The organism is Streptomyces sp. NPDC008238 (assembly GCF_042956445.1).
Lineage (GTDB): Bacteria > Actinomycetota > Actinomycetes > Streptomycetales > Streptomycetaceae > Actinacidiphila.
Genome location: NZ_JBIBGK010000045.1, coordinates 1 through 19,678 on the forward strand (window position 1 = coordinate 1; position 19,678 = coordinate 19,678).

The following is a 19,678-nucleotide window of genomic DNA, read 5'->3' on the forward strand; positions in this document are numbered from 1 at the left end:
TCACCGCCCTCGTCGCCACCCACGACCCCCAGCTCCTCGCCCTCGCCGACCGCGTCCTCGAACTCCGCGACGGCCACATCATCCCCACCGACTGAACCCCCCACCGCCCTCGAAAAGTGCGGACATCCCGTCCCTCCGCGCGTAAATTGGGATGTGAACGGTGCCGGTCCGTGTGAACACGGAACGCGCGGAGTCGAGGGGGATCGCATGGCGTCGGTGACCCGGAAGGCGCGGAGCGTCGAACACACCGCGGAGAGCCTCGAGGACGACCTGATCCGCCTCGAAGCACAGCGGCAGGCCCTGGAACGGGAGCTCGCCGCGGTCGTCGCACACCTGGGGTCGGTGCAGCGGGCGCTCGGCGCGCTCCAGGCGGTCATCCACCCCTCGGCGCACGCGCCCGCCCCAGCCCCCGCGCCCGATCCCGCCTCCGCTCCCGCGGACGCCGCGGCCCTCACCGGCGCCGACCGGACGTACGGGAGGCTCACCGAGCAGATCGTGGAGTTCTTCGAGCGGGCCGGCGACGCCGAGGTACGCGCCCGTGACGTCGCCGCGGCCCTCGGCCGTGACGGCGACAGCGGCAGCATCAACGCCGTCCGCAGCACACTGGACCGCCTCGTGGGCGCCTCGCGTGTCGACCGGGCGGGCCGCGGGCTGTACCGGGCGCGCCGGCCCTGACGGGGGCCCGGGCGGGGGCGGGACGGTGACCGGTGTGATGCGGGCCTCCCGGCGGTCCGGGGTTCCACATTCTTCGAACGTTCGGGTTATCGTGACCGTATGGCGGACCAGCATTCCCACGAGGCGGGCGAGATGAGCCTGCCCCGCGTCCTCGCCGCGCTCAGCGATCCGACGCGGATCGGCATCGTGCGCGTGCTCGCCGACGGCAGGGAACGCGGGTGGGGCCAGTTGCGGGCACCGGTCGCCAAGTCCACGTTGAGCCACCACCTGAAGATCCTGCGCGAGGCCGGCATCACCCGGACCCGCCAGGAGGGGACGCGCTGCTACGTCACGCTGCGTCGCGCCGAGCTGGACGAACGGTTCCCCGACCTGACCCGGGCGCTGCTCGCGGCGGCCGACGCCGAGGACGTCGGCGAGGTCACCGTGGACGAGTCGTAGGACCGGGCACCGTCGTTGTCGGTGCACAGCGTGGTCACCGCGTGTGTTCGCCGTACTAATCTGTGTGCGCGGACGTCGGCCCCCAAGGGGCGGGAATGAGAGGACACATGGTCTCAGCAGCGCGCACGACCGAGGATCTCCAGGTCACGGCCGGAGCCCTGCAGGGAGAACTGCAGCGCCTGGAGTTGCAGAAGCAGGCACTCGAACGGGAGTTGGCGGCGGTCGTCGCCCATCTCGGATCGGTGCGCAGGGCTCTCGGCGCCCTCAGCCACCTGTCGGTCAACGGTGCCTCCGTGCCGGCCCCCGGCGGCCGGGACGCGGAACGGCCGTCTCCCCTCGTCGAGGACGAGGCCGCCGAGGAGACCGGGGACCCGGACGAGGAGAGCGCCGGGGACGGCCCGGCGGAGGGGACCGCCGCTTCCCTGCCGGGCGGCTACGGCAGGCTCACCGAGCAGATCCTCGAGTACCTGGCCACCACGGGCGGGTCGGAGGTGCGGGCCCGTGACGTCGCGGCCGCCCTCGGCCGGGACGAGAGCTCCGGGAGCATCAACGCGGTGCGCAGCACGCTCGACCGGCTGGTGGGCGCCTCCAGGGTCCAGCGGGCCGGACGCGGGCTGTACCGGGCCGCGAAGTGACGGCCGGGGGCCGCGAGGCCCCCGGCCGCGGGTCGTTGTCACGTTCCGGGCGGCCGGCCTGTCGAGACTGTGCTCGACCGGCGCTCCGCGCCGGGTGGGCGGCCGGAGTACGGGGTTCCCCTGCTCCCGTCTCCGGCCGCTCCGTTCTCGACCGGCCGATCCGCCTGGAAGGGCAACGATGCTCCCGAACACCGATGACGCCCCCGACGTGCGGGCGATCGTCACGTCACTGACCGCCGAGGCCGCTTCCCTGGACGCGTACGTCCGCCGGCTGCGCGAGGAGATATCCGCGGTGGACGCCCGGCTGGACGCCGTCCACGACGCCCTCCGCGGTCTGCCCGGCCTCCCTCCCACGGAGACACTGTGACACAGCATGTGGAGAGTGTGAGCGCGTCCGCCGTGCCGGCCGTCCTCCCCCGCGCCGCGGACGGCGCCGGGCCTCTCGCCCCGGGTACGCACACGATCACCGTCGACCACCGCGGCACCGCCGTCGCGCAGCGGTACCACGTCGCCGGGTCCGGCGGCCCGGTGTGCGTCGCCCACTCGGGCGGGCCCGGCATCGGCTGGGAGTACCTGCGCATGCCGCTCCTGGAGCGCGTGTTCACGATGGTGTACGTCGAACCGGTCGGCACCGGCGGGTCCGGGCGCCTGCCCGATCCTCGCGACTACACCTTGGCGACGTACACGCACTTCCTGAACGGTGTGGTCGAGCACCTGGCGCAGCCCGCGGTGACGCTGCTCGGTCATTCGCACGGTGGTTTCGTCGCCCAGCAGTACGCGCTGGACCATCCGGAGCGCCTCGGCTCACTGGTGCTGTACGACACGTCCCCGGTGACCGGCGAGGAGTTCTGGGCGTCCGCCGTGGTCAACATGGAGCGCTTCGCGCGCCGTCACGCCGCGGAGCACCCCGAAGTGGCCGGCTACGCCGAGACGCTGACCACCCCGCTCGGCCGGCTCGACGACGAGGGCGCCACCGCGTGCCTCCGCAGGATCATGCCGGCCTACGTCGCCGACTACTGGGGGCGCGAGGCGGAGTTCGGCCCGGCGCGCGGCTCCCTGCGCATGTTCGCCGAACCGTCGCTCGGCGAGGGCCCGCCCTTCGACGTCCGCGAGCGGCTGTCCGGGATCGCCACGCCCACGCTGGTGCTGGTCGGTGCAGACGACTTCATCTGCGGACCTCGCTGGGCACGGATGATCCAGGAGGGGATCCCCGGTGCGCGGCTCACCGTCCTCGAGGAGACGGGCCACCTCGCCCACGTCGAACGCCCCGAGCGCTTCGCCGACGTGGTGACGGCCTTCGTACGGGAACACACCGTCCCGCCGCAGCCACGGCACTGACCCGGCGTCGGGGAGACGCGCGGAGGGCGCGGGTGCGCCCTCCGCGGCCGGTTCATCCGCGGGGCAGGTGGTAGGGCTCGCGCGGTCCCCGGGGGGCGGGTACGACCAGTCCGTCCACGTAACCGCGGACGAGGCGCGGGCACCTCTCCTCGGTGGCCCGCCAGGAGGTTCCCGGGAGGGGGCGGGCGAGTTGCGACACGACGGCGAGCACGTCCTCGGCGGTCACGTCGTCCCGCACCCGGCCCGCACGCTGCGCGCGGGTCAGCAGACGCCTGGTCGCGGCGACCACCCGGGCCCGGGGTCCGGCTGCCGCCGCCGGATCGTCGCCGGGGGTCTCGGGCAGGCAGTACAGCGCGGCCGGACGCGCGGGCGCCAGGGACTCCAGGAAGCCGCGCAGCGCGACCAGGGGGTCGCTCGTGGCCAGCAGGGCCTCGGCGGCGGCGGCCACGCCCGCGATCCCCTCGGCGACGTCGGCCACCAGTTCCTCGCGGCTCCCGTAGTGGCGGTAGAGCGTCGCGTTGCTGACCCCGGCCAGGCGGGCTATCCGGTCCAGGGAGACGGTCGCGCCCTGGTCGGCGAGCAGGTCTCCGGCGGCCGTACGGATCCGGCGGCGGTTGCGCACCGCGTCCGCCCGCAGCGGACCGCAGCGCGTCCCGCAGTCCTGCCGCGTTCCGCCGTCCTGCGCGGGAAGGGTCACGCGCCGGTCCGCGGTGGGCGCGGGGCGCGCAGGTGGGCGCGCCGGGCCAGTTCCTCGTCCTCGACCAGGGTGAGCATCGGCTGGCCGGGCGCGCACAGCATGGTCACGACGAACCGGGTCCGCGCGTCCGGCAGGGCGTTGCCGTCCTGGTAGTGGATCACGTCGCCGCCCGGCTCCCAGAACGTCTCGCCGGCCTTGACGATCCGCTCGGGCTCGCCTTCGAGTTCGAAGCGGACGGCGCCCTCGATCACGTAGCCGAAGGCCGGCCCCGAGTGGCGGTGCGGCGGGGTCCCAGGGTCGCCGGGGGGCCACTCGACGGTGATGGTCATCCCCGAGGCGTCCTCGGGGATGAAGGGCGGCTTGGCCTCCAGCAGCATCGTCACCGCCGTCTTCCAGACCTCCGACCGCGGCTGCTCGTTGCTGCCGCCCTGTGTCTCCTTGTCCGACACTGTGCTGCACCTCCATGGTTTTGCCCGGAATACGACGAAATGAGGGTATGCCGCAGGTACGCCGGGCCGATGGACCGACATCGGCGGGCGGCGGCCGCCGCCGTCCCTTCCGGGCGGACGTGACTGCTCACTCCTACGACCGGACAGCACGCGCTTCTGTGACGTCCGCCTCGTCCCCGGCCCGTCCCCCCGTCCCCTTGCCCTCGCGGCACCGCGGTGCTGTCACAACCGCGGCGCCGCCGTGGTCACAGCAGGTGGAGCGGCCGGCTGCGCCGTCACGAGGACACCACCGGGGCCGACGGCCCCGCGGACGAGAGGGACCCGGATGAGAGTCGTTGTCGCGGGGGCCGGCGGGACGGTCGGCTCCAGGACCGTCGCGAGGCTGCGCGACCACGGTGTGGAGGTCGTCGCCCTGCCCCAGGGGGACCCCTCTGGCGGGACCCCGCACGGGGACCTCGCCGAGGCGCTGCGCGGAGCCGACATCGTCGTCGACGCGACCGACGCACCCTCACCCGCCGAGCCGGTCAGCCTGCAGTTCTTCCGCACGGCCACGAGCGGCCTGCTGGCCGCCGCAGAGACGGCGGGGGTCGAGCACCACGTCGTCCTGTCCTTCGTGGGGGCCGAGCGGCTGCCGTCGGGCTACTTCCGCGCGAAGCTCCTGCTGGAGGACCGGGTGCGGCGCTCTCCGGTCCCCCATTCGATCGTCCGGGCCGCGCTGTCCTTCGAGTGCGTCGAGGCGATGGCCCTGGCGGACGCGCACCAGGACGGCGAGGTGCGCGTGGCGCCCGCCCTGGTGAGCCCCGTGGCCGCGGACGACGTCGCGGCCGCGGTCGCGCACGTGGCGGTGGGCTTGCCGTTGTTCGGCACCCTGGAGGTCGCCGGGCCCGAGGAGTTCGGGCTCGACGAGCTCACCGCCGAACTGCTGGCCGCCACCGGCGGCAGCAGGCGCGTCGTCGGCGACGAACACGCGTGGTTCTTCGGCGCCGAGTTGCAGCGCCGCGCGCTGCTCCCGGGAGCGGACGCCCACCTGGGCCGCACCACGTTCCGCGACTGGCTCGCCCGGCGGTGACGCCCGCGAGCCCTCCGCGCCTCCGCCGAGACGGCTCCCCTCCGGCGGCCGCCGTCCGTGAGTTCCGCTCCGCGGCCGCCGCCCTCCCCTCCGCATACCCCGACAGGAAGGCCGCCGATGAGTGATCCGGCGCAGTCCGCACAGTTCCCGCAGTCCCCCACGTCCGGCACGCCCGACGGGCTGCCCGACCCCGACGCCGAGGAGACCGCGGAATGGCGTGAGTCGCTCGACGCCGTCATCCGGCACGCCGGAGCCGACCGCGCCGCCTATCTGCTGCGGCGCGTCCACGCGTACGCGTCCGCGTCAGGGGTGCCGGTCCCGGGGCTGCTCTCCTCGGAACCCGTCAACACGATCCCCGCTGCCGCGCAGCCGGACTACCCGGGCGACCTCGCCATGGAGGCGCGGATCACCGCGCTGAACCGGTGGAACGCGGCGGCCATGGTCACCCGTGGCTCGCACCTGGGCCTCGGTGGGCACATAGTGACGTACGCGTCGGCGGCCTGGCTCTACGAGGTCGGCTTCCAGCACTTCTTCCGGGGCAAGGAGGCCCCCGGCGGCGGTTCCGGCGACCAGCTGTACGTGCAGGGGCACGCCTCACCGGGCATCTACGCCCGGGCGTTCCTGGAGGGCCGGCTGACCGAGAGGCAGCTGGAGGGCTTCCGCCGCGAGGCCGACGGGCACGGGCTGCCGTCGTACCCGCACCCCCGGCGGCTGCCGTGGCTGTGGGAGTTCCCCACGGTCTCCATGGGCCTGGGCCCCCTCGCGGCCGTCTACCAGGCCAGGTTCAACCGCTACCTGCACGCCCGGGGCATCAAGGACACCTCCGGGTCGCGCGTGTGGGCGTTCCTCGGGGACGGCGAGGTCGACGAGCCGGAGTCGCTGGCCGCGCTGGCGCTCGCCGCGCGCGAGGGGCTCGACAACCTGACCTTCGTCGTCAACTGCAACCTGCAGCGCCTGGACGGGCCGGTGCGGTCGAACTCCAGCATCGTGCGGGAACTGGAGGGCCGGTTCCGCGGCGCGGGCTGGCACGTGGTGAAGTCCCTGTGGGGCGCGGCCTGGGACCCGGTGCTGGCGCAGGACGCCGACGGGGCGCTGGTGCGGCGGCTCGGCGAGGTGCCCGACGCGCAGATGCAGACGTACGCGGCGCGGGACGCCGCCTATGTGCGTGAGCACTTCTTCACCGGCGACGCGCTCTCCCGGATCGCGGCGGGGCTGACCGACAGCCGGATCACCGAGCTGTTCACGGAGTCACGGGGCGGCCACGAGCCCCTGAAGGTGTACGCCGCCTACCGTGCGGCCGTGGAGCACCGGGGCGCGCCCTCCGTCGTGCTCGCCCAGACCGTGAAGGGGCACACCCTGGGCTCCGACTTCGAGTCGCGCAACGCCAACCACCAGATGAAGAAGCTGACGATGGCGCAGTTCCGCAGGATGCGCGACACCTTGGAGCTGCCCATCCCGGACAGCGCGCTGAGCGGCGACCAGGTGCCGTTCTGGCACCCGGGCGAGGACTCCGAGGAGGTGCGGTACCTGCGGGAGCGGCGGGCCGCCCTGGGCGGTCCCGCTCCGCAGCGGAGGGTGGTCGCCTTGCCGCTGAAGCAGCCTCCGGCGGCCCCCTTCGAGGCGCTGCGGAAGGGCTTCGGCAAGCAGGAGGTGGCCACCACCATGGCACTCGTGCGGCTGGTCAAGGACCTGATGCGCGACCCGGACACGGGCCGGCGCTGGGTGCCGATCGTCCCCGACGAGGCGCGGACGTTCGGCATGGAGTCGCTCTTCCCGACGGCCGGGATCTACTCCCCGGACGGCCAGACCTACGAGCCGGTGGACGCGGACCAGTTGCTCCACTACCGCGAGGCCGAGAACGGTCAGCTGATCGACGAGGGCATCACGGAGGCCGGCTCGCTAGCGGAGTTCACGGCAGCCGCCACCTCGTACGCCACGCACGGCGAGCCCATGATCCCGTTCTACATCTTCTACGCGATGTTCGGGTTCCAGCGGACGGGTGACCAGTTCTGGGCGCTGGCCGACCAGTTGGGTCGCGGCTTCGTGGTCGGTGCCACGGCCGGGCGCACGACGATGACGGGCGAGGGCCTGCAGCACGCGGACGGGCACTCGCAGCTGCTGGCGTCCACCAATCCCGCCGCCGTGAGCTACGACCCCGCGTTCGCCTACGAGATCGCGGTGATCGTCAGGGAGGGGCTGCGGCGGATGTACGGCGACCGGCCCGAGGACGTCTTCTACTACCTGACGGTCTACAACGAGTCGAAGCGGCAGCCGGCCATGCCCGACGGGCCGTCGGTCGAGGAGGGGATCCTGCGCGGCATCTACCGCTTCAAGGAGGCGGCGGAGGCGGGCGCCGGGCCGCGGATCCAGCTGCTGGCCTCCGGCACGGCGATCCACTGGGCGCTGGAGGCGCAGGAACTCCTCGCGTCCGACTGGGGGGTGACGGCCGACGTGTGGTCGGTGACGTCCTGGACGGAGCTGCGCCGTGACGCGCTGGACGCCGACCGCCGGCAACTGGACGGCGAGCGGCGCGTCCCCTATGTGACGTCGGCGCTGTCGGGGGCACCCGGGCCCGTGCTGGCGGTCAGCGACTGGATGCGGCAGGTGCCCGACCAGATCAGCCAGTGGGTCGAACAGGACTACTCGTCGCTCGGCACGGACGGCTTCGGCCTGTCGGACACCCGGGAGGCGGTGCGCCGCTACTTCCGGGTGGACGCCGGCTCGATCGTGGTGGCCGCCCTGGACCGGCTGGCGCGCACCGGTGCGGTCACCCCGCAGACGGTGGAGCGGGCGCGCGAACGGTACGGCCCGCGGGCCTGAGGCCGGCAAAGGGGACACGCCCGGCCCGCGTGTCCCCTTGGGGCCCCCGGCGCCGACACCGCCGGGGGCCCGTGCCCCGCAGCGGAAGCCGCGCGGGGCGGGGGTTCAGTCGCGCGACCCCGCGAGTGCCGCCGCGCGTCCCCGCAGGACCGCCCACGCCGGGAGCGTCGACGCGACGACCGCGAGCACCGCGCACGCCCCCACGACCGCGCCCAGGGCCGCCCACGGTGGTTCGAGGGCGCCGGGCGCGGACAGCAGGGCCAGTGCCCAGCTCATGCCGGCGAGGTTGAGCGCGGCGACGGCCAGCCCCAGGAGCGCGCCGACCGCGACGACCGCCTGGGACTCGGCGGCCACCAGCCACAGCACCTGACGCCGTGTGGCCCCGGCCAGCCGCAGCGCGGCCAGTTCGCGGACCCGGTCGGAGGTGGCCATCACCATGGTGTTGACCAGGGAGATGGCGGTGTAGAGCAGGGCGATGCCGAGCACCAGCAGGAAGCCGAGCCGGGTCGTCCCGTCATTCCGCGGCCGCAGGGACGCGAGCCATTCGTCGCGGGTCAGCACCCGGCCGCCCTCCGCCGCCACCGCCGCGCGCAGCGCCGCGGCCACCGCGCCGGGGTCGGCGCCGTCCGGCAGGGCGACGTCCACCCGGTCGACGGGGGCGCCTGGGGCGTTGGCCGGGGTGACGTACACGCCGTTGCCGCCGGTGCCGGTGGGCATGACCGCCGCGACGCGCAGCGTCCTGCTCGTACCGTCCCCGAGCCACACCCGGACGCTCTGCCCGACCGAGTGGTGTTCCCATTCCTCGTTGACGACGACCGACCCGTCGTCGAGGTCGGCGAGCGTCCCCGCGACGAGCGGCAGGCGGGCGGTGGCGGCGAGCGCCTCCGGGTCCGCGGCGCGGGCCGGGGACCGGACGAGGGCCGGGCCGTCCTCCAGGACGTACACCTCGCTCGACGCGCTCGGTGACACCTCCGTCCCCGGGACCGCGCGCAGGCGCTCCAGGGTCCGGGCGCCGAAGCCCGTGCCGCCGCCCGGCGCGGTGACCACGAAGGCGGCGGTGACGCGCTCGCGTGCCTCCTGGGCCGCGGCCCGGTCGAGGGTCGCGGTGGCGCCGAGCAGCGAGCCCGTGAGGGCGACCACGACCAGCACCGGCGAGGCGACCGCGGCGGTACGGCGGACGCCCGCGGCGGCGTTCTCGCCGACGAGCATGCCGGTCGCGCCCGGCAGCCGGCCGAGGACCCGGGCGAGCAGGCGGGCCGGCGGGCGCAGCAGGACGGGTGCGAGCAGCGCGGTCGCGGTGATCAGCAGCATCGGGCGGCTCACGTACGTCTTGCGGTGCAGCAGGTCGCCGGGGTCGCCGGCGAGCGCGACGCCGAGGGTGACCGCGGCGGTCAGCAACAGGCCGACGCCGCACAGCAGGCGGCCGGGCGTCATCGCACCGGTGTCCACGGCGGCCTCGCGCAGGGCCTGCGCGGGGCCGGTGCGGCCGGCCCGCCACGTCGCGGCGGCCGCTCCGGCCAGCGCGACGAGCAGGCCCGTCCAGAAGGCGGCGTGGTACGGCCAGGTGTGGTCGCCGACGGTGAACCAGGCCGGTGCCAGTCCGCCGTCGACCACGGACGCGGCGAGCCGCGGTGCCGCACAGCCGCCGAGCACGCAGCCCGCCGCCGAGGCGAGCACACCGAGCGGCAGGGACTCGGCCAGCACCATGCGGCGGAGCCCGCCCGGGGTGGCGCCCGCGGCGCGCAGCAGCCCGAACTCGCGGCGGCGCCGGTCGACCGCGAAGGCGAACGTGGACGCCACGACGAACACCGACACGAAGGCCGTGACGCCGCCGGCGGTGCCGAACAGGGCGTTCATCGCGGTCACCGCCTCGTCGTCCCGGCCGGGGTCGGCGTCGGCGTACCGGCGGTCGTTCCCGGTGAGCACCCGGGCGCCGCTGCCGCGGACCGCGTCCCGTACCGCGGGGGCGTCGGCGTCGACCACCGACTGCGGGCTGAAGGGGCACAGCCGGGCGGCGCGGGCGTCGGTGTAGAACACGGCGTTCTCGAAGCCGCGGCCGGGGACGGTGCCCGTGACCCGGGCGGTCCCCGCGGCGCGGGCGGTTCCCACGACGCGGACGGTCCCCCGGTCGGTGCGCACGCGCTCGCCCGGCGCGGCCCAGCCGCCCGTCACGACGACCTCGTCGGCGGCACGCGGCGCTCGTCCCGAGGTGAGCCCGTACGGGGCGAACGCGGCGGTGGACCAGGGGTGCCCGACGAGGTCGCCGGGCCCGCCCTCGACCCGTACCGGGAAGGCGCGGTCCTCCACGACCCTGCCGAGGCGCCGCAGCGCGGTCAGGGTCGCGGCGGGCACCGCGCGCGGCCGGGCGAGGGGCCGCGTCAGCTCGCCCCGCGGCGTGGGCACCCGCAGGGCGTCCTGGCCGCGGACGACGACGGGCGCCGCGGCGAAGCGCTCCGGCCCGCGCTCGGGCGCGTCCTGGGTGGAGGCGAGGACCAGGCCCGTCACCGTCAGCAGCGCGACGCCCAGGGACAGCGCGACGAAGCTGCCGGCGAAGGTGACCCAGCGGGTGCGCAGGGTGTGCAGGACGAAGCTCAGCACGCCGCGGCCTCCAGCCCGGCCATGCGCGCGGCGATGTCCGCCGCGCCCGCCGTGACGGACTCCCCGTTCACCCGGCCGTCGACGAGGAACACGACGCGGTCGGCGTAGGAGGCGGCCACCGGGTCATGGGTGACCATGACGACGGTCTGGCCCTCGCGGTCGACGATGCCGCGCAGCAGGGTCAGCACCTCGTGGCCGGTCCGCGAGTCCAGGGCGCCGGTCGGTTCGTCGCCGAACAGCACCTCGGGACGGGTGATCAACGCGCGGGCCAGCGCGACACGTTGCTGCTGTCCGCCGGAGAGCTCCGAGGGCCGGTGACCGGCCCGGTCGGCGAGGCCGACCCGTCCGAGCACGTCGCGCACCGCGGCCCGGGAGGGCCTTCGGCCGGCCAGCCGCAGGGGGAGCGCGGCGTTCTGCGCGGCGGTCAGCGACGGCAGCAGGTTGAACGCCTGGAAGACGAAGCCGATGCGTTCGCGGCGCAGCAGGGTCAGCCGGGTCTCGCCGAGCGCGGTCAGGTCGGTGTCACCGAGCAGCACCGACCCCGAGGTGGGCCGGTCCAGGCCGGCGGCGCACTGCAGCAGGGTCGACTTGCCCGAGCCCGAGGGCCCCATGACGGCGGTGAAGGAGCCCTTGGGGAAGGCGAGGGAGACCTCGTCCAGGGCCGTCACGGCGCTGTCGCCGGAGCCGTGCCGCCTGCTGACGTCGTGCAATCGGATGGCGTCGTCGTTCATCTGTCCCCACTGGGTCGGGTGCCGGTCCTCCGCCGCGGCCGGCGCGTCGGAGCGCTCCGGGAAGCGACGCCTCCCGGACGACTCCACGAAATCCCGCGGGGCGGCCGCGGCGCAGTGCGGCAGGGACGAGAATCCGGGGTAGGGCCAGGCATACCCCCGTCCTCGCCTGGGCGGATGGTCCGGGGCCGCGTGCGGGTCCTACGGTGATCCGCATGCAACCGGGGAATGTGTGGCAGGCGATGTCCGGACGGGGCTTCCTGCTGTCCGTGTGGCCGTGGCGCTCGCTGGCGTACCTGCTGACCGGCGTGGTCGCGGGCGCCGTCGCCCTTGTGGCGATCGTGACCGCGGCGGCCGCCGGGGCCGCGCTCGCCGTCGTCCTGGTGGGGCTGCCGCTGCTCGTCCTCACCGCGCTCGCGGGCCTTCCCGTCGCCGCACTGGAGCGGGCCCGGCTGCGCCTGGTCGACCGGGATCCCGTACCGGGGGCCCATCTGCCGCCCGCCAGGGGTGGGTTGTGGGCGTGGCTGACGATGCGGCTGCGGGAGCGGGCGACCTGGCGCGAGCTCGGCCACGCCCTGCTGCTGGCGGGTCTGCTGTGGCCGGTGGACGCGCTGGCCGTCGTCGTCGCCCTGGCGGTGCCGCTCTCGCTCGTCGCGACTCCGGTGCTGATGGCGGGCGTCGGGGCGGGGCACGAGGCGAAGGTGCTCAAGCAGTGGACGGTCACCACGTGGCCGGCGGCGTGGGGCACCGCCCTCCTGGGGCTGCTGCTGCTCGCACTCGGCACGTACGTGCTGGGCGTCGCCGCGGGCGCCCGGGCCGGGCTGACCCGGCTCCTGCTCACCCCGCGCGACCGCGGGTTGGGCGCCCGCGTCGTCGAGCTGACCCGCTCCCGGGTGCGCCTGGTGGACGCCTTCGAGGCGGAACGCCGCAGGATCGAGCGTGACCTGCACGACGGGGCGCAGCAGCGCCTTGTGGCGCTGACCATGGCCCTGGGACTGGCCCGGCTGGACGCGCCGCCCGGTCCGCTGGCCGACCAGCTCGCCCGGGCCCACGAGGAGGCGGGCCGGGCTCTGGAGGAACTGCGCGAGCTCGTCCGGGGCATCCACCCCCGGGTGCTGGCCGACTACGGCCTGGCGGCGGCCGTCGCCGACGCCGCCGACCGCTCCGCCGTGCCCGTCGACGTGGACCTGGAACTGCCGGGGCGGCTGCCCCGGGCCGTCGAGGCCGCCGCGTACTTCGTGGTCCGCGAGGCCCTCGCCAACGTCGCACGGCACAGCGCGGCCGGCCGCGCCGAGGTGAGCGGAGGCCACCGGGACGGGCGGCTCGTCCTCCAGGTCCGCGACGACGGCCGCGGGGGTGCCGAACCGGGCGCCGGCAGCGGGCTGACGGGGCTCGCCGACCGGGTGTCCGTGCTGGATGGCAGACTCTCCCTGTCCAGCCCCGCGGGCGGACCGACCCTGCTGCGTGTGGAGATCCCTTGCGAGTGGACCGAGCGCTCCGCGTAGTGCTGGCCGAGGACAGCGTGCTGCTGCGGGACGGGCTGACCGGCCTCCTCGGACGCTGCGGGCACGAGGTCGTGGCCGCCGTGGGCGACGCCGACGCGCTGGTCGCGGCCGTCGCCGAGCACTCCCCCGACGTGGTGGTGACGGACGTCCGCATGCCGCCCGGTTTCCAGGACGAGGGCCTGCGGGCCGCGGTGCGGCTGCGCCGGGAGCGGCCCGCCCTGCCCGTCCTCGTCCTGAGCCAGTACGTCCAGCGCGCCTACGCCGCGGAGTTGCTGGACTCCGGCGACGGGACGGGGCTCGGCTACCTGCTGAAGGACCGGGTGGGCCAGGTCGAGGAGTTCGTCGCGGCGCTGAGCGAGGTCGCGGCGGGCGGCACCGTCGTGGATCCCGAAGTCGTTCGGCAGTTGCTGCGCCGCCGCCGCGATCCGCTGGAACGGCTCACCGCGCGGGAGCGGGAGGTGCTGGCGCTGGTCGCGGAGGGGAAGTCGAACGGCGCGATCGCCCGCGAACTGGTGGTCTCCGAGGCGGCCGTGGGCAAGCACATCGGCAGCATCCTCACCAAACTCGACCTCCCCCCGGCGGACGGGACGCACCGCCGCGTCCTGGCCGTCCTGGCCTACCTGAGGGCCTGAGTCCGGGGCGGCGGACCGGGCTCGGGGCGGGTGCGGGCCGGGGCCCGGCGCCGCAGCCGTGGGTGCGCGGCCGTCCGGCGGTGGGTGGCGGCCGGCCCGACTCCTGGCGTCCGGGCGGTCGTTCAGGCGGTCTCCGGCTCGTCCCGGCGGCGCACCATCTCGGCGATCCAGGCGGGCGCGAACGGGGACGTACAGCCCGGCGAGGTCGGGTAGTCCTTCAGCACCTCCAGGCGCTCGCCGATGCCGACGGCACGGGCGCGGAGGCCGGCGTGCTCGATCCCGATCTGCGCCAGGCAGTGGTTCATCGCCCACTGCAGGCGCTCCGGGGCGTCCTTCATCTCCGCCTCGACGACGTCGAGCAGTCCCGGGAGGTCGAGCCCGTCGGGCCTCTTCGCGACGCGCTCGGTCGTCAGCGCCCAGCCGGCGGAGGCCACCACCGGGTCGGGGTCCGCGAGCCAGGCCACGCGCAGCTCCTCGGAGTGCGGGTTCTTCTTCACCACGTAGTTCACGAGCCAGTCGTGCACCTTGGGCGCGCGCGCCTCGCGCAGCATGGTGTCCAGTTCGTCCCGCCCGAACGCCTTCGGACGGCAGATCAGCAGCGCCAGCAGTCTGGCCGCGGTGTCGTCCGTCTCCCACAGCCGCAGTGCGAGTTCGTGCTGCGTCTTGAGCCGCTTCGCGACCGCGCGCAGCTTGCCGAGGTTCACGCCGTGGTCGTCGCCGTGCCTGGCATTCACGGCGCGCGTCCTCGGGTCCTCGAGCGCGGCCAGCTCGGCCATCACCTCTGCCGCCGTCGTCCCGGTCACCGCAGCCTCCTCTCCCTGACGAACGGGGTCCAGCGTACGAGACGGGAGGCGGCCGCCGGCCGGGCACGGCCGGCGGCCCCGTCCTCAGCCGGCCACCTCGTACTGCCCGGCCTCCAGGAAGTGGCGCAGCTCCTCCGGCGTGCCGTCGACGACCGCCTCGGCGGCGGCGCGCAGCGCGTCACTGATGGTGGGGTCGGCCAGGATGCGGAAGACGGCGACCCGGTCGTCCTCTGCCTGCGCCAGGCGGTAACCCGTCTCAAGGAAGGCGCGCATGTCGGCGGCGGTTCCGTCGAGGGCCTCGTCGGCCTCGCGGACGACGGCCCTTCCGGAGTCCGGGTCCACGAGGATGCGCAGGATCGCGGTGCGGAGCTCGTCCTCCGGCATGTCGTCGACCGGTGTTCCGGGCGCGGTCGTCGCCGCCGCGGCCGGGGCACCCGGCGCGGTGGCGGACGCGGGGGTGGCGGACGCAGGGGTGGCAAGGAGCAGTGCCGGGGTGAGTGCGGTGGCCGCTGCGAGCAGGGCAACGAGATTGGGCCTCATGGTGTGTCGCCTCCGGGTCGGGCTGTCGGTACCCGGATTCTCGCCGTCGCGCGTGCGCGAGATCATTTCCAGGCCCCGGCAGTCTTCGGCGCCGGGTCGTTGCCGTGCGGTGACCCGTCCCGGTCGTGCGGTCAGGTCAGTTCCAGTTCGGCCCACACGACCTTTCCGCGGGCCGCCGCGCGCGACCCCCAGCGGCGGGAGAGCCGGCCGACGAGGAAGAGACCGCGGCCGTTCTCGTCCGTGCCGCGCGCGCTGCGCAGCCGCGGGGCACAGGCGCCGGTGTCCGACACCTCGCACGTCAGCGCCTGGTGCCGGATCAGGCGCAGGCCGACCGGGCCGGCGCCGTGGCGCACGGCGTTGGTGACCAGTTCACTGACGAGCAGTTCCGTGGCGGGCCCGAGCCCGTCCAGGCCCCACCGGGTCAGCTGGGCGGCGGCCAGTCGCCGGGCGTCACGGACGGAGCTTTCGTCACTGGGCAGGGACCAGGAGGCGACCTGCGCCGGGCTGAGCGAGAGCGTCCTGACCAGGAGCAGGGTGACGTCGTCCGAGGGGGCCTGCGCCGGGAGGCTCGCCGTCGCAAGGGTGCAGAGCTGCTCCAGGGAGCGGCCCGGCTCCGCGAGGGCGGTGCCCAGGCGGTGCATCCCCTCCTCGATGTCACCCTCGCGGCTCTCGATCAGACCGTCGGTGTAAAGGGCGATCAGGCTGCCCTCGGGCAGCTCCAGTTCGACCGCTTCGAAGGGGTCGCCGAGGCCGATGCCCAGGGGCGCCCCGGTGGGGAGGTCGGGGAAGCTCACCCGGCCCTCGGGGTCGATGACCGCGGGCGGCGGATGCCCGGCCCTGGCCATGGCGCACCGGCGGGTGGCCGGGTCGTAGACGGCGTACAGGCAGGTGGCGCCGACGACGGCGGACGTCTCGTCCGCGGGGTCGGTGTCCTCCTCGACGAGCCGCTGGACCGTGTCGTCGAGGCGGGCCAGCAGTTCGGCGGGCGGCAGTTCCATGTCGGCGAGGGTGCGCACGGCGGCGCGGAGCGTGCCCATCGTCGCCGCGGCGTGCAGCCCGTGGCCGACGACGTCGCCGACGACGAGGGCGACCCGGGCGCCGGACAGCGGGATGACGTCGAACCAGTCGCCGCCGACGCCGTGGTCCATGTCGGCCGGCAGGTAGCGCGAGGCGGCCTCGACGGCCGTGCCGCCCCTCAGCCGGCGCGGCAGCAGGTTGCGCTGCAGGGTGAGGGCCGCGGTGTGCTCGCGGGCGTACTGGCGGGCGTTGTCCAGCGCTTGCGCGGCGCGCGCGACGAGCGCCTCGGCCAGCAGCAGGTCGACCTCCTGGAACGGCTCCGGGTCCGTGGTGCGGATGAACACGACCACGCCCAGCAGGGCGCGCCGGGCGCGGATCGGGACGACCATCAGCGAGTGGACGCCGTTCGCGCGGATCCTCGACGCCACGGCCGGGTCGTGGTCGATCCACGTTCCCGGCGCGGTGTCCAGGATCGGCTCCAGGTGCGGTCTGCCCGTGCTCATCACCTGGGCGAAGGGCGAGCGGGGCGGCACGGGCACCGGTTCGCCCCGCACCCACACCAATCCTGGGGCACCCGGGTGCACGGAGGCCAGACCGGCCCTCCGCAGGACGGGCAGGCGCCCGCCCGCCAGGTCGACGCGCGCCGGCGGGCCCTCGCTGAAGGGCACGGACTGCTCCAGGTCCACGGCCACGTAGTCCGCGAGCAACGGCACGGCGAGGTCGGCCAGTTCCTGACTGGTCTGCATCACGTCCAGGGTGCTGCCCAGACGGGCGCCGGCCTCGCCGACGGCGGCGAGGCGCTCGCGCGCCAGCCGGCTCTCGACGACGTCGGCACTGATGACGCAGACACCGAGCGACTCGCCGTCGGCGCCCTGCAGGCAGTGGAAGGACGCCGCGAACGGATGCTCCCGGCCTTTGCTCACCGGCAGCCAGGTCCGGTACTCGTGCACCTTGGTGGTGCCGCTCCTCAGCACCTGCCGCATCACCGCTTCGAGGGCGCCGGCCTTGGCGCCGGCCAGGACGTCCACGAACCGCCGGCCGAGCCGCCGGTCGCTGGGGACGCCGTCGTGCTCCTCCATCACGTCGTTGACGAGGACGCAGCGCAGTTGCGGGTCGCGGACGACGGCTCCGATGGGCGCGCGGGCGAGCAGTGGCCCCCACACCGGTCCGTTGACCGCGTCCCCGGAGAGCGCGCCGGCGTCCGTCAGGGTGGCGAGCCAGCGGGTCGCCCCGTTCCGGCCCCGCAGCGTCGTGAGCCGCAGGTTGACCTCGATCGCCCGCCCGTCCCGGTGGGTCACCGCCGCGCTACCCGGCCAGCCGTTCTCGGCACGGCACCGTTCGGTGAAGGCCGGCATCGACGGGGTCTCCCCGAAGGACGGCAGCACAAGAGCGGCGGAACGGCCGACCGCGTCAGCGGCGGGGTGTCCGACCAGACGCTCGGCGGCGGTCGTCCACGCGACCACCGTCCCCCGCTCGTCGAAGATCGCGAAGGCGGAGTCGGATATCCCGGGCGCGTTCACATGCTTGCCAAGCGTCACCACGTCGGTGCAGGTCATCGCGTTTCGTCCTCAGGGTCTCGTGCTCAGACAGCTGGGCAGAATGCCTGATTTGCACTTTCGGGGATCAGACCGGCCGGCCTCCGGATCTGTGACAGCGCCGGCGCGGGCGCACGGCGACGGCGGGGTCGAGGTCCTGGGGGGCGGGTTCGTCCGCGTCCGCGCCCGCGTCCCGCCGGACCGTCAGAGCGGGAACCACAGGTCGGCCTCCTCGGCCTCCTCCTTGCCGATGGCGAAGACGGCGATGTCCTTCTTCCGGGAGTCCTGCGGCGGCAGTTGCGCCACGTACGGGTGGTCCCCGTCGCCGACCAGCGGTCTGCCGTGCTCGCCGGGACCCGGAAGGGACCCGAAGTACTCGGCGTTGACCTCCCTGTACCGTGCCCACTCCTGCGGAAGGTCGTCCTCGTGGAAGACCGCCTCGACCGGGCAGACGGGCTCGCAGGCCCGGCAGTCCACGCATTCGGCGGGGTTGATGTAGAGCGTCCTGCCGCCCTCGTAGATGCAGTCCACCGGGCACTCGGCGACGCACGCCCGGTCCTTGACGTCGATGCAGGGCTGCGCGATGACGTAGGCCACCTTCGGCTCCTCGGTCGCGGCGGGGACGACCACCGGCGGGCCGGCTGTGCCCCGGGCGTCCTTCGATCAGCCGTATGACCGGCAACTCCCTGACGTTGTGACGAGGGCGCCCGCCGGACGGCCCGGCGACACGACGGCTGTGTCACACGACGGGGTGCGGAGCGGTCTGGTGATTGACTCTCCGTACGTGGTTCGCAGCAAGCGACATCCGAGATGAGGTGCATCGTGTCCCCTGAGAACACTTTCGTGATCGTCGGAGGCGGTCTGGCCGCGGGCAAGGCGGTGGAGGCGCTGCGGGAGAACGGCTACGACGGCCGGCTCGTCCTCATCGGCGACGAACCGGACAGGCCCTACATCCGCCCGCCGCTGTCGAAGGGCTATCTGCTCGGCAAGGAGACCCGCGACTCGATCTTCGTCCACCCCGCCGACTGGTACGCCGAGCACGACGTCGACCTGCGGCTGGGCACCACCGTCACCGGGCTCGACGCGGGGGCCAAGGAGGTGCGGCTCGACGACGGGCAGCGCCTGCCCTACACGAAGCTGCTCCTGGCCACCGGATCGACGCCGCGCCGGCTGCCCGTGCCCGGCGCGGACCTGGACGGCGTGCTCTACCTGCGTCGTGTGGGCGACAGCGAACGGCTCAAGGACGCCTTCACCGCGGGCGCGCGGATCGTCGTCATCGGCGGCGGGTGGATCGGCCTGGAGACCGCCGCGGCCGCCCGGCAGGCCGGGGCGGAGGTGACGGTGCTGGAGGCCGAGGAGCTGCCGCTGCTGCGGGTCCTCGGGCGCGAGGCGGCCGAGGTCTTCGCGGGCCTGCACACCGACAACGGCGTCGTGCTGCGCAACGGCGTACGGGTGGAGGAGATCACCGGCAGCGGCGGCCGCGCCGACGGGGTGCGGCTCGCCGACGGCACCCACCTTCCCGCGGACGCCGTGGTCGTGGGCGTCGGCATCACCCCCAACGTGCAGCTCGCCGAGGCGGCCGGGCTGGAGGTGCGGAACGGCGTCGTCACCGACGCGCACCTGCGCACCTCCGCGCCGGACGTCTTCGCGGCGGGCGACGTCGCCAACGCCCACCACCCGTTCCTGGACCGCCACATCCGGGTCGAGCACTGGGCCAACGCGCTGAACCAGCCGGCCACGGCCGCGCAGGGCATGCTCGGCAAGGACGCCGTCTACGACCGGCTGCCGTACTTCTACACCGACCAGTACGACCTCGGCATGGAGTACACCGGCTACGTGGAGCCCGGCGGCTACGACCGCGTCGTCTTCCGTGGGGACAAGGCCGCACGGGAGTTCGTGGCCTTCTGGATGTCGGGGAACCGCGTCCTGGCCGGGATGAACGTCAACGTGTGGGACGTCGTCGAGCCGGTGCGCGAGCTGATCACCTCGCGTGCCGCGGTCGACGACGCGCGCCTGTCCGACCCGCAGGTGCCGCTGGACCAGGTCACCGCCTGACCGCACGGCCCACAGGCGTGGGACGGCCGGACGACCCGGCCGTCCCACGCCTTTTCCATGCCTGTCCCACGCCTTTTCACGCCCTCCCGGCGCCGCCCGGCCGGCCGGGGACGGTGTCACAGACGGCCCGGCCGCCCGGTCGTA

General features: G+C 74.6%; 17 protein-coding genes and 2 pseudogenes. 11 read left to right on the forward strand and 8 right to left on the reverse strand.

Annotation, left to right across the window (positions count from 1 at the left end; translation table 11 throughout):
- The 6 genes and pseudogenes from ACFZAU_RS39835 to ACFZAU_RS39860 form a co-directional block, all read left to right on the forward strand.
- Positions 1-95 (forward strand): annotated as a pseudogene (locus tag ACFZAU_RS39835) (ABC transporter ATP-binding protein); the annotation flags it as partial.
- A 112-nt stretch (positions 96-207) separates the two neighbouring features.
- Entirely contained in the window at positions 208-675 is a 468-nt protein-coding gene (locus ACFZAU_RS39840; RefSeq protein WP_500556277.1) for a hypothetical protein, read from the forward strand.
- Between the two features lie 99 nt (positions 676-774).
- Positions 775-1,113, forward strand: coding sequence for an ArsR/SmtB family transcription factor (locus ACFZAU_RS39845; protein WP_500556278.1), 339 nt, complete (start codon positions 775-777; stop codon positions 1,111-1,113).
- A gap of 107 nt (positions 1,114-1,220) precedes the next feature.
- Positions 1,221-1,748 (forward strand): hypothetical protein, encoded by a 528-nt coding sequence (locus tag ACFZAU_RS39850; protein ID WP_500556279.1) that lies wholly within the window; start codon positions 1,221-1,223, stop codon positions 1,746-1,748.
- A gap of 178 nt (positions 1,749-1,926) precedes the next feature.
- Positions 1,927-2,115, forward strand: a complete 189-nt coding sequence (locus ACFZAU_RS39855; protein WP_500556280.1) for a hypothetical protein — start codon at positions 1,927-1,929, stop codon at positions 2,113-2,115.
- A complete protein-coding gene (locus ACFZAU_RS39860; protein ID WP_500556281.1) occupies positions 2,112-3,086 on the forward strand; it encodes an alpha/beta fold hydrolase in 975 nt (324 codons plus the stop codon). The genes ACFZAU_RS39855 and ACFZAU_RS39860 overlap by 4 nt, the downstream gene beginning before the upstream one ends.
- Positions 3,087-3,138: 52 nt before the next feature.
- Here the strand turns inward: ACFZAU_RS39860 and ACFZAU_RS39865 are convergent, their stop codons facing one another.
- Both ACFZAU_RS39865 and ACFZAU_RS39870 read right to left on the reverse strand, forming a co-directional pair.
- A complete protein-coding gene (locus tag ACFZAU_RS39865) occupies positions 3,139-3,783 on the reverse strand; it encodes a TetR/AcrR family transcriptional regulator (protein WP_500556282.1) in 645 nt (214 codons plus the stop codon).
- Positions 3,780-4,160 (reverse strand): cupin domain-containing protein, encoded by a 381-nt coding sequence (locus ACFZAU_RS39870; RefSeq protein ID WP_500460215.1) that lies wholly within the window; start codon positions 4,158-4,160, stop codon positions 3,780-3,782. Before ACFZAU_RS39870 ends, ACFZAU_RS39865 begins: the two co-directional genes overlap by 4 nt.
- 313 nt (positions 4,161-4,473) lie before the next feature.
- Here ACFZAU_RS39870 and ACFZAU_RS39875 point away from each other — a divergent pair, with 313 nt between their 5' ends.
- Positions 4,474-5,301, forward strand: coding sequence for an SDR family oxidoreductase (locus tag ACFZAU_RS39875; RefSeq protein ID WP_500556283.1), 828 nt, complete (start codon positions 4,474-4,476; stop codon positions 5,299-5,301).
- A 117-nt stretch (positions 5,302-5,418) separates the two neighbouring features.
- The gene (gene aceE / locus ACFZAU_RS39880) at positions 5,419-8,121 is read left to right on the forward strand and encodes a pyruvate dehydrogenase (acetyl-transferring), homodimeric type (RefSeq protein WP_500556284.1); all 2,703 of its coding nucleotides are present in this window, start codon (positions 5,419-5,421) and stop codon (positions 8,119-8,121) included.
- 105 nt (positions 8,122-8,226) lie between these two features.
- On the opposite strand, the gene ACFZAU_RS39885 is transcribed toward aceE, so the two are convergent.
- Together ACFZAU_RS39885 and ACFZAU_RS39890 are read right to left on the reverse strand one after the other, a co-directional pair.
- Positions 8,227-10,719 carry an FtsX-like permease family protein gene (locus tag ACFZAU_RS39885; RefSeq protein ID WP_500556285.1) on the reverse strand — a complete coding sequence of 831 codons (2,493 nt, stop codon included), beginning with the start codon at positions 10,717-10,719 and terminating at the stop codon, positions 8,227-8,229.
- Entirely contained in the window at positions 10,713-11,450 is a 738-nt protein-coding gene (locus ACFZAU_RS39890) for an ABC transporter ATP-binding protein (RefSeq protein WP_500556286.1), read from the reverse strand. The genes ACFZAU_RS39885 and ACFZAU_RS39890 overlap by 7 nt, the downstream gene beginning before the upstream one ends.
- Positions 11,451-11,662: 212 nt before the next feature.
- Here ACFZAU_RS39890 and ACFZAU_RS39895 point away from each other — a divergent pair, with 212 nt between their 5' ends.
- Positions 11,663-12,952, forward strand: a complete 1,290-nt coding sequence (locus ACFZAU_RS39895) for a sensor histidine kinase (protein WP_500556287.1) — start codon at positions 11,663-11,665, stop codon at positions 12,950-12,952.
- Positions 12,952-13,584 (forward strand): response regulator, encoded by a 633-nt coding sequence (locus tag ACFZAU_RS39900; RefSeq protein ID WP_500556310.1) that lies wholly within the window; start codon positions 12,952-12,954, stop codon positions 13,582-13,584. The genes ACFZAU_RS39895 and ACFZAU_RS39900 overlap by 1 nt, the downstream gene beginning before the upstream one ends.
- A 122-nt stretch (positions 13,585-13,706) precedes the next feature.
- Here ACFZAU_RS39900 and ACFZAU_RS39905 read toward each other — a convergent pair whose 3' ends face one another.
- From ACFZAU_RS39905 to fdxA, 4 genes and pseudogenes are all read right to left on the reverse strand, one after another.
- Positions 13,707-14,360 (reverse strand): DNA alkylation repair protein, encoded by a 654-nt coding sequence (locus ACFZAU_RS39905; RefSeq protein WP_500556311.1) that lies wholly within the window; start codon positions 14,358-14,360, stop codon positions 13,707-13,709.
- A 111-nt stretch (positions 14,361-14,471) separates the two neighbouring features.
- Positions 14,472-14,927: an ALF repeat-containing protein gene (locus tag ACFZAU_RS39910; RefSeq protein ID WP_500556288.1), complete on the reverse strand. Its 456-nt coding sequence runs from the start codon at positions 14,925-14,927 to the stop codon at positions 14,472-14,474.
- Positions 14,928-15,058: 131 nt separating this feature from the next.
- Positions 15,059-17,500 (reverse strand): SpoIIE family protein phosphatase, encoded by a 2,442-nt coding sequence (locus ACFZAU_RS39915; protein ID WP_500556289.1) that lies wholly within the window; start codon positions 17,498-17,500, stop codon positions 15,059-15,061.
- Positions 17,501-17,761: 261 nt separating this feature from the next.
- Positions 17,762-18,076 (reverse strand): annotated as a pseudogene (gene fdxA, locus ACFZAU_RS39920) (ferredoxin); the annotation flags it as partial.
- Positions 18,077-18,301: 225 nt separating this feature from the next.
- Here fdxA and ACFZAU_RS39925 point away from each other — a divergent pair.
- On the forward strand, positions 18,302-19,534 hold the full coding sequence (locus ACFZAU_RS39925; RefSeq protein WP_500556290.1) for an NAD(P)/FAD-dependent oxidoreductase: 1,233 nt from the start codon (positions 18,302-18,304) through the stop codon (positions 19,532-19,534).
- The last annotated feature ends 144 nt before the right edge of the window (positions 19,535-19,678 follow it).

What these genes read in the sequence shown, in the direction of transcription:
- ACFZAU_RS39850 (WP_500556279.1), top strand. Translation starts at nt 1,221, where the DNA reads ATGGTCTCAGCAGCGCGCACGACCGAGGATCTCCAGGTCACGGCCGGA.
- ACFZAU_RS39890 (WP_500556286.1), bottom strand. Translation starts at nt 11,450, where the DNA reads ATGAACGACGACGCCATCCGATTGCACGACGTCAGCAGGCGGCACGGC.
- ACFZAU_RS39915 (WP_500556289.1), bottom strand. Translation starts at nt 17,500, where the DNA reads ATGACCTGCACCGACGTGGTGACGCTTGGCAAGCATGTGAACGCGCCC.
- ACFZAU_RS39845 (WP_500556278.1), top strand. Translation starts at nt 775, where the DNA reads ATGGCGGACCAGCATTCCCACGAGGCGGGCGAGATGAGCCTGCCCCGC.
- ACFZAU_RS39895 (WP_500556287.1), top strand. Translation starts at nt 11,663, where the DNA reads ATGCAACCGGGGAATGTGTGGCAGGCGATGTCCGGACGGGGCTTCCTG.
- ACFZAU_RS39855 (WP_500556280.1), top strand. Translation starts at nt 1,927, where the DNA reads ATGCTCCCGAACACCGATGACGCCCCCGACGTGCGGGCGATCGTCACG.
- ACFZAU_RS39905 (WP_500556311.1), bottom strand. Translation starts at nt 14,360, where the DNA reads ATGGCCGAGCTGGCCGCGCTCGAGGACCCGAGGACGCGCGCCGTGAAT.
- ACFZAU_RS39910 (WP_500556288.1), bottom strand. Translation starts at nt 14,927, where the DNA reads ATGAGGCCCAATCTCGTTGCCCTGCTCGCAGCGGCCACCGCACTCACC.
- ACFZAU_RS39870 (WP_500460215.1), bottom strand. Translation starts at nt 4,160, where the DNA reads ATGCTGCTGGAGGCCAAGCCGCCCTTCATCCCCGAGGACGCCTCGGGG.
- ACFZAU_RS39840 (WP_500556277.1), top strand. Translation starts at nt 208, where the DNA reads ATGGCGTCGGTGACCCGGAAGGCGCGGAGCGTCGAACACACCGCGGAG.
- aceE (WP_500556284.1), top strand. Translation starts at nt 5,419, where the DNA reads ATGAGTGATCCGGCGCAGTCCGCACAGTTCCCGCAGTCCCCCACGTCC.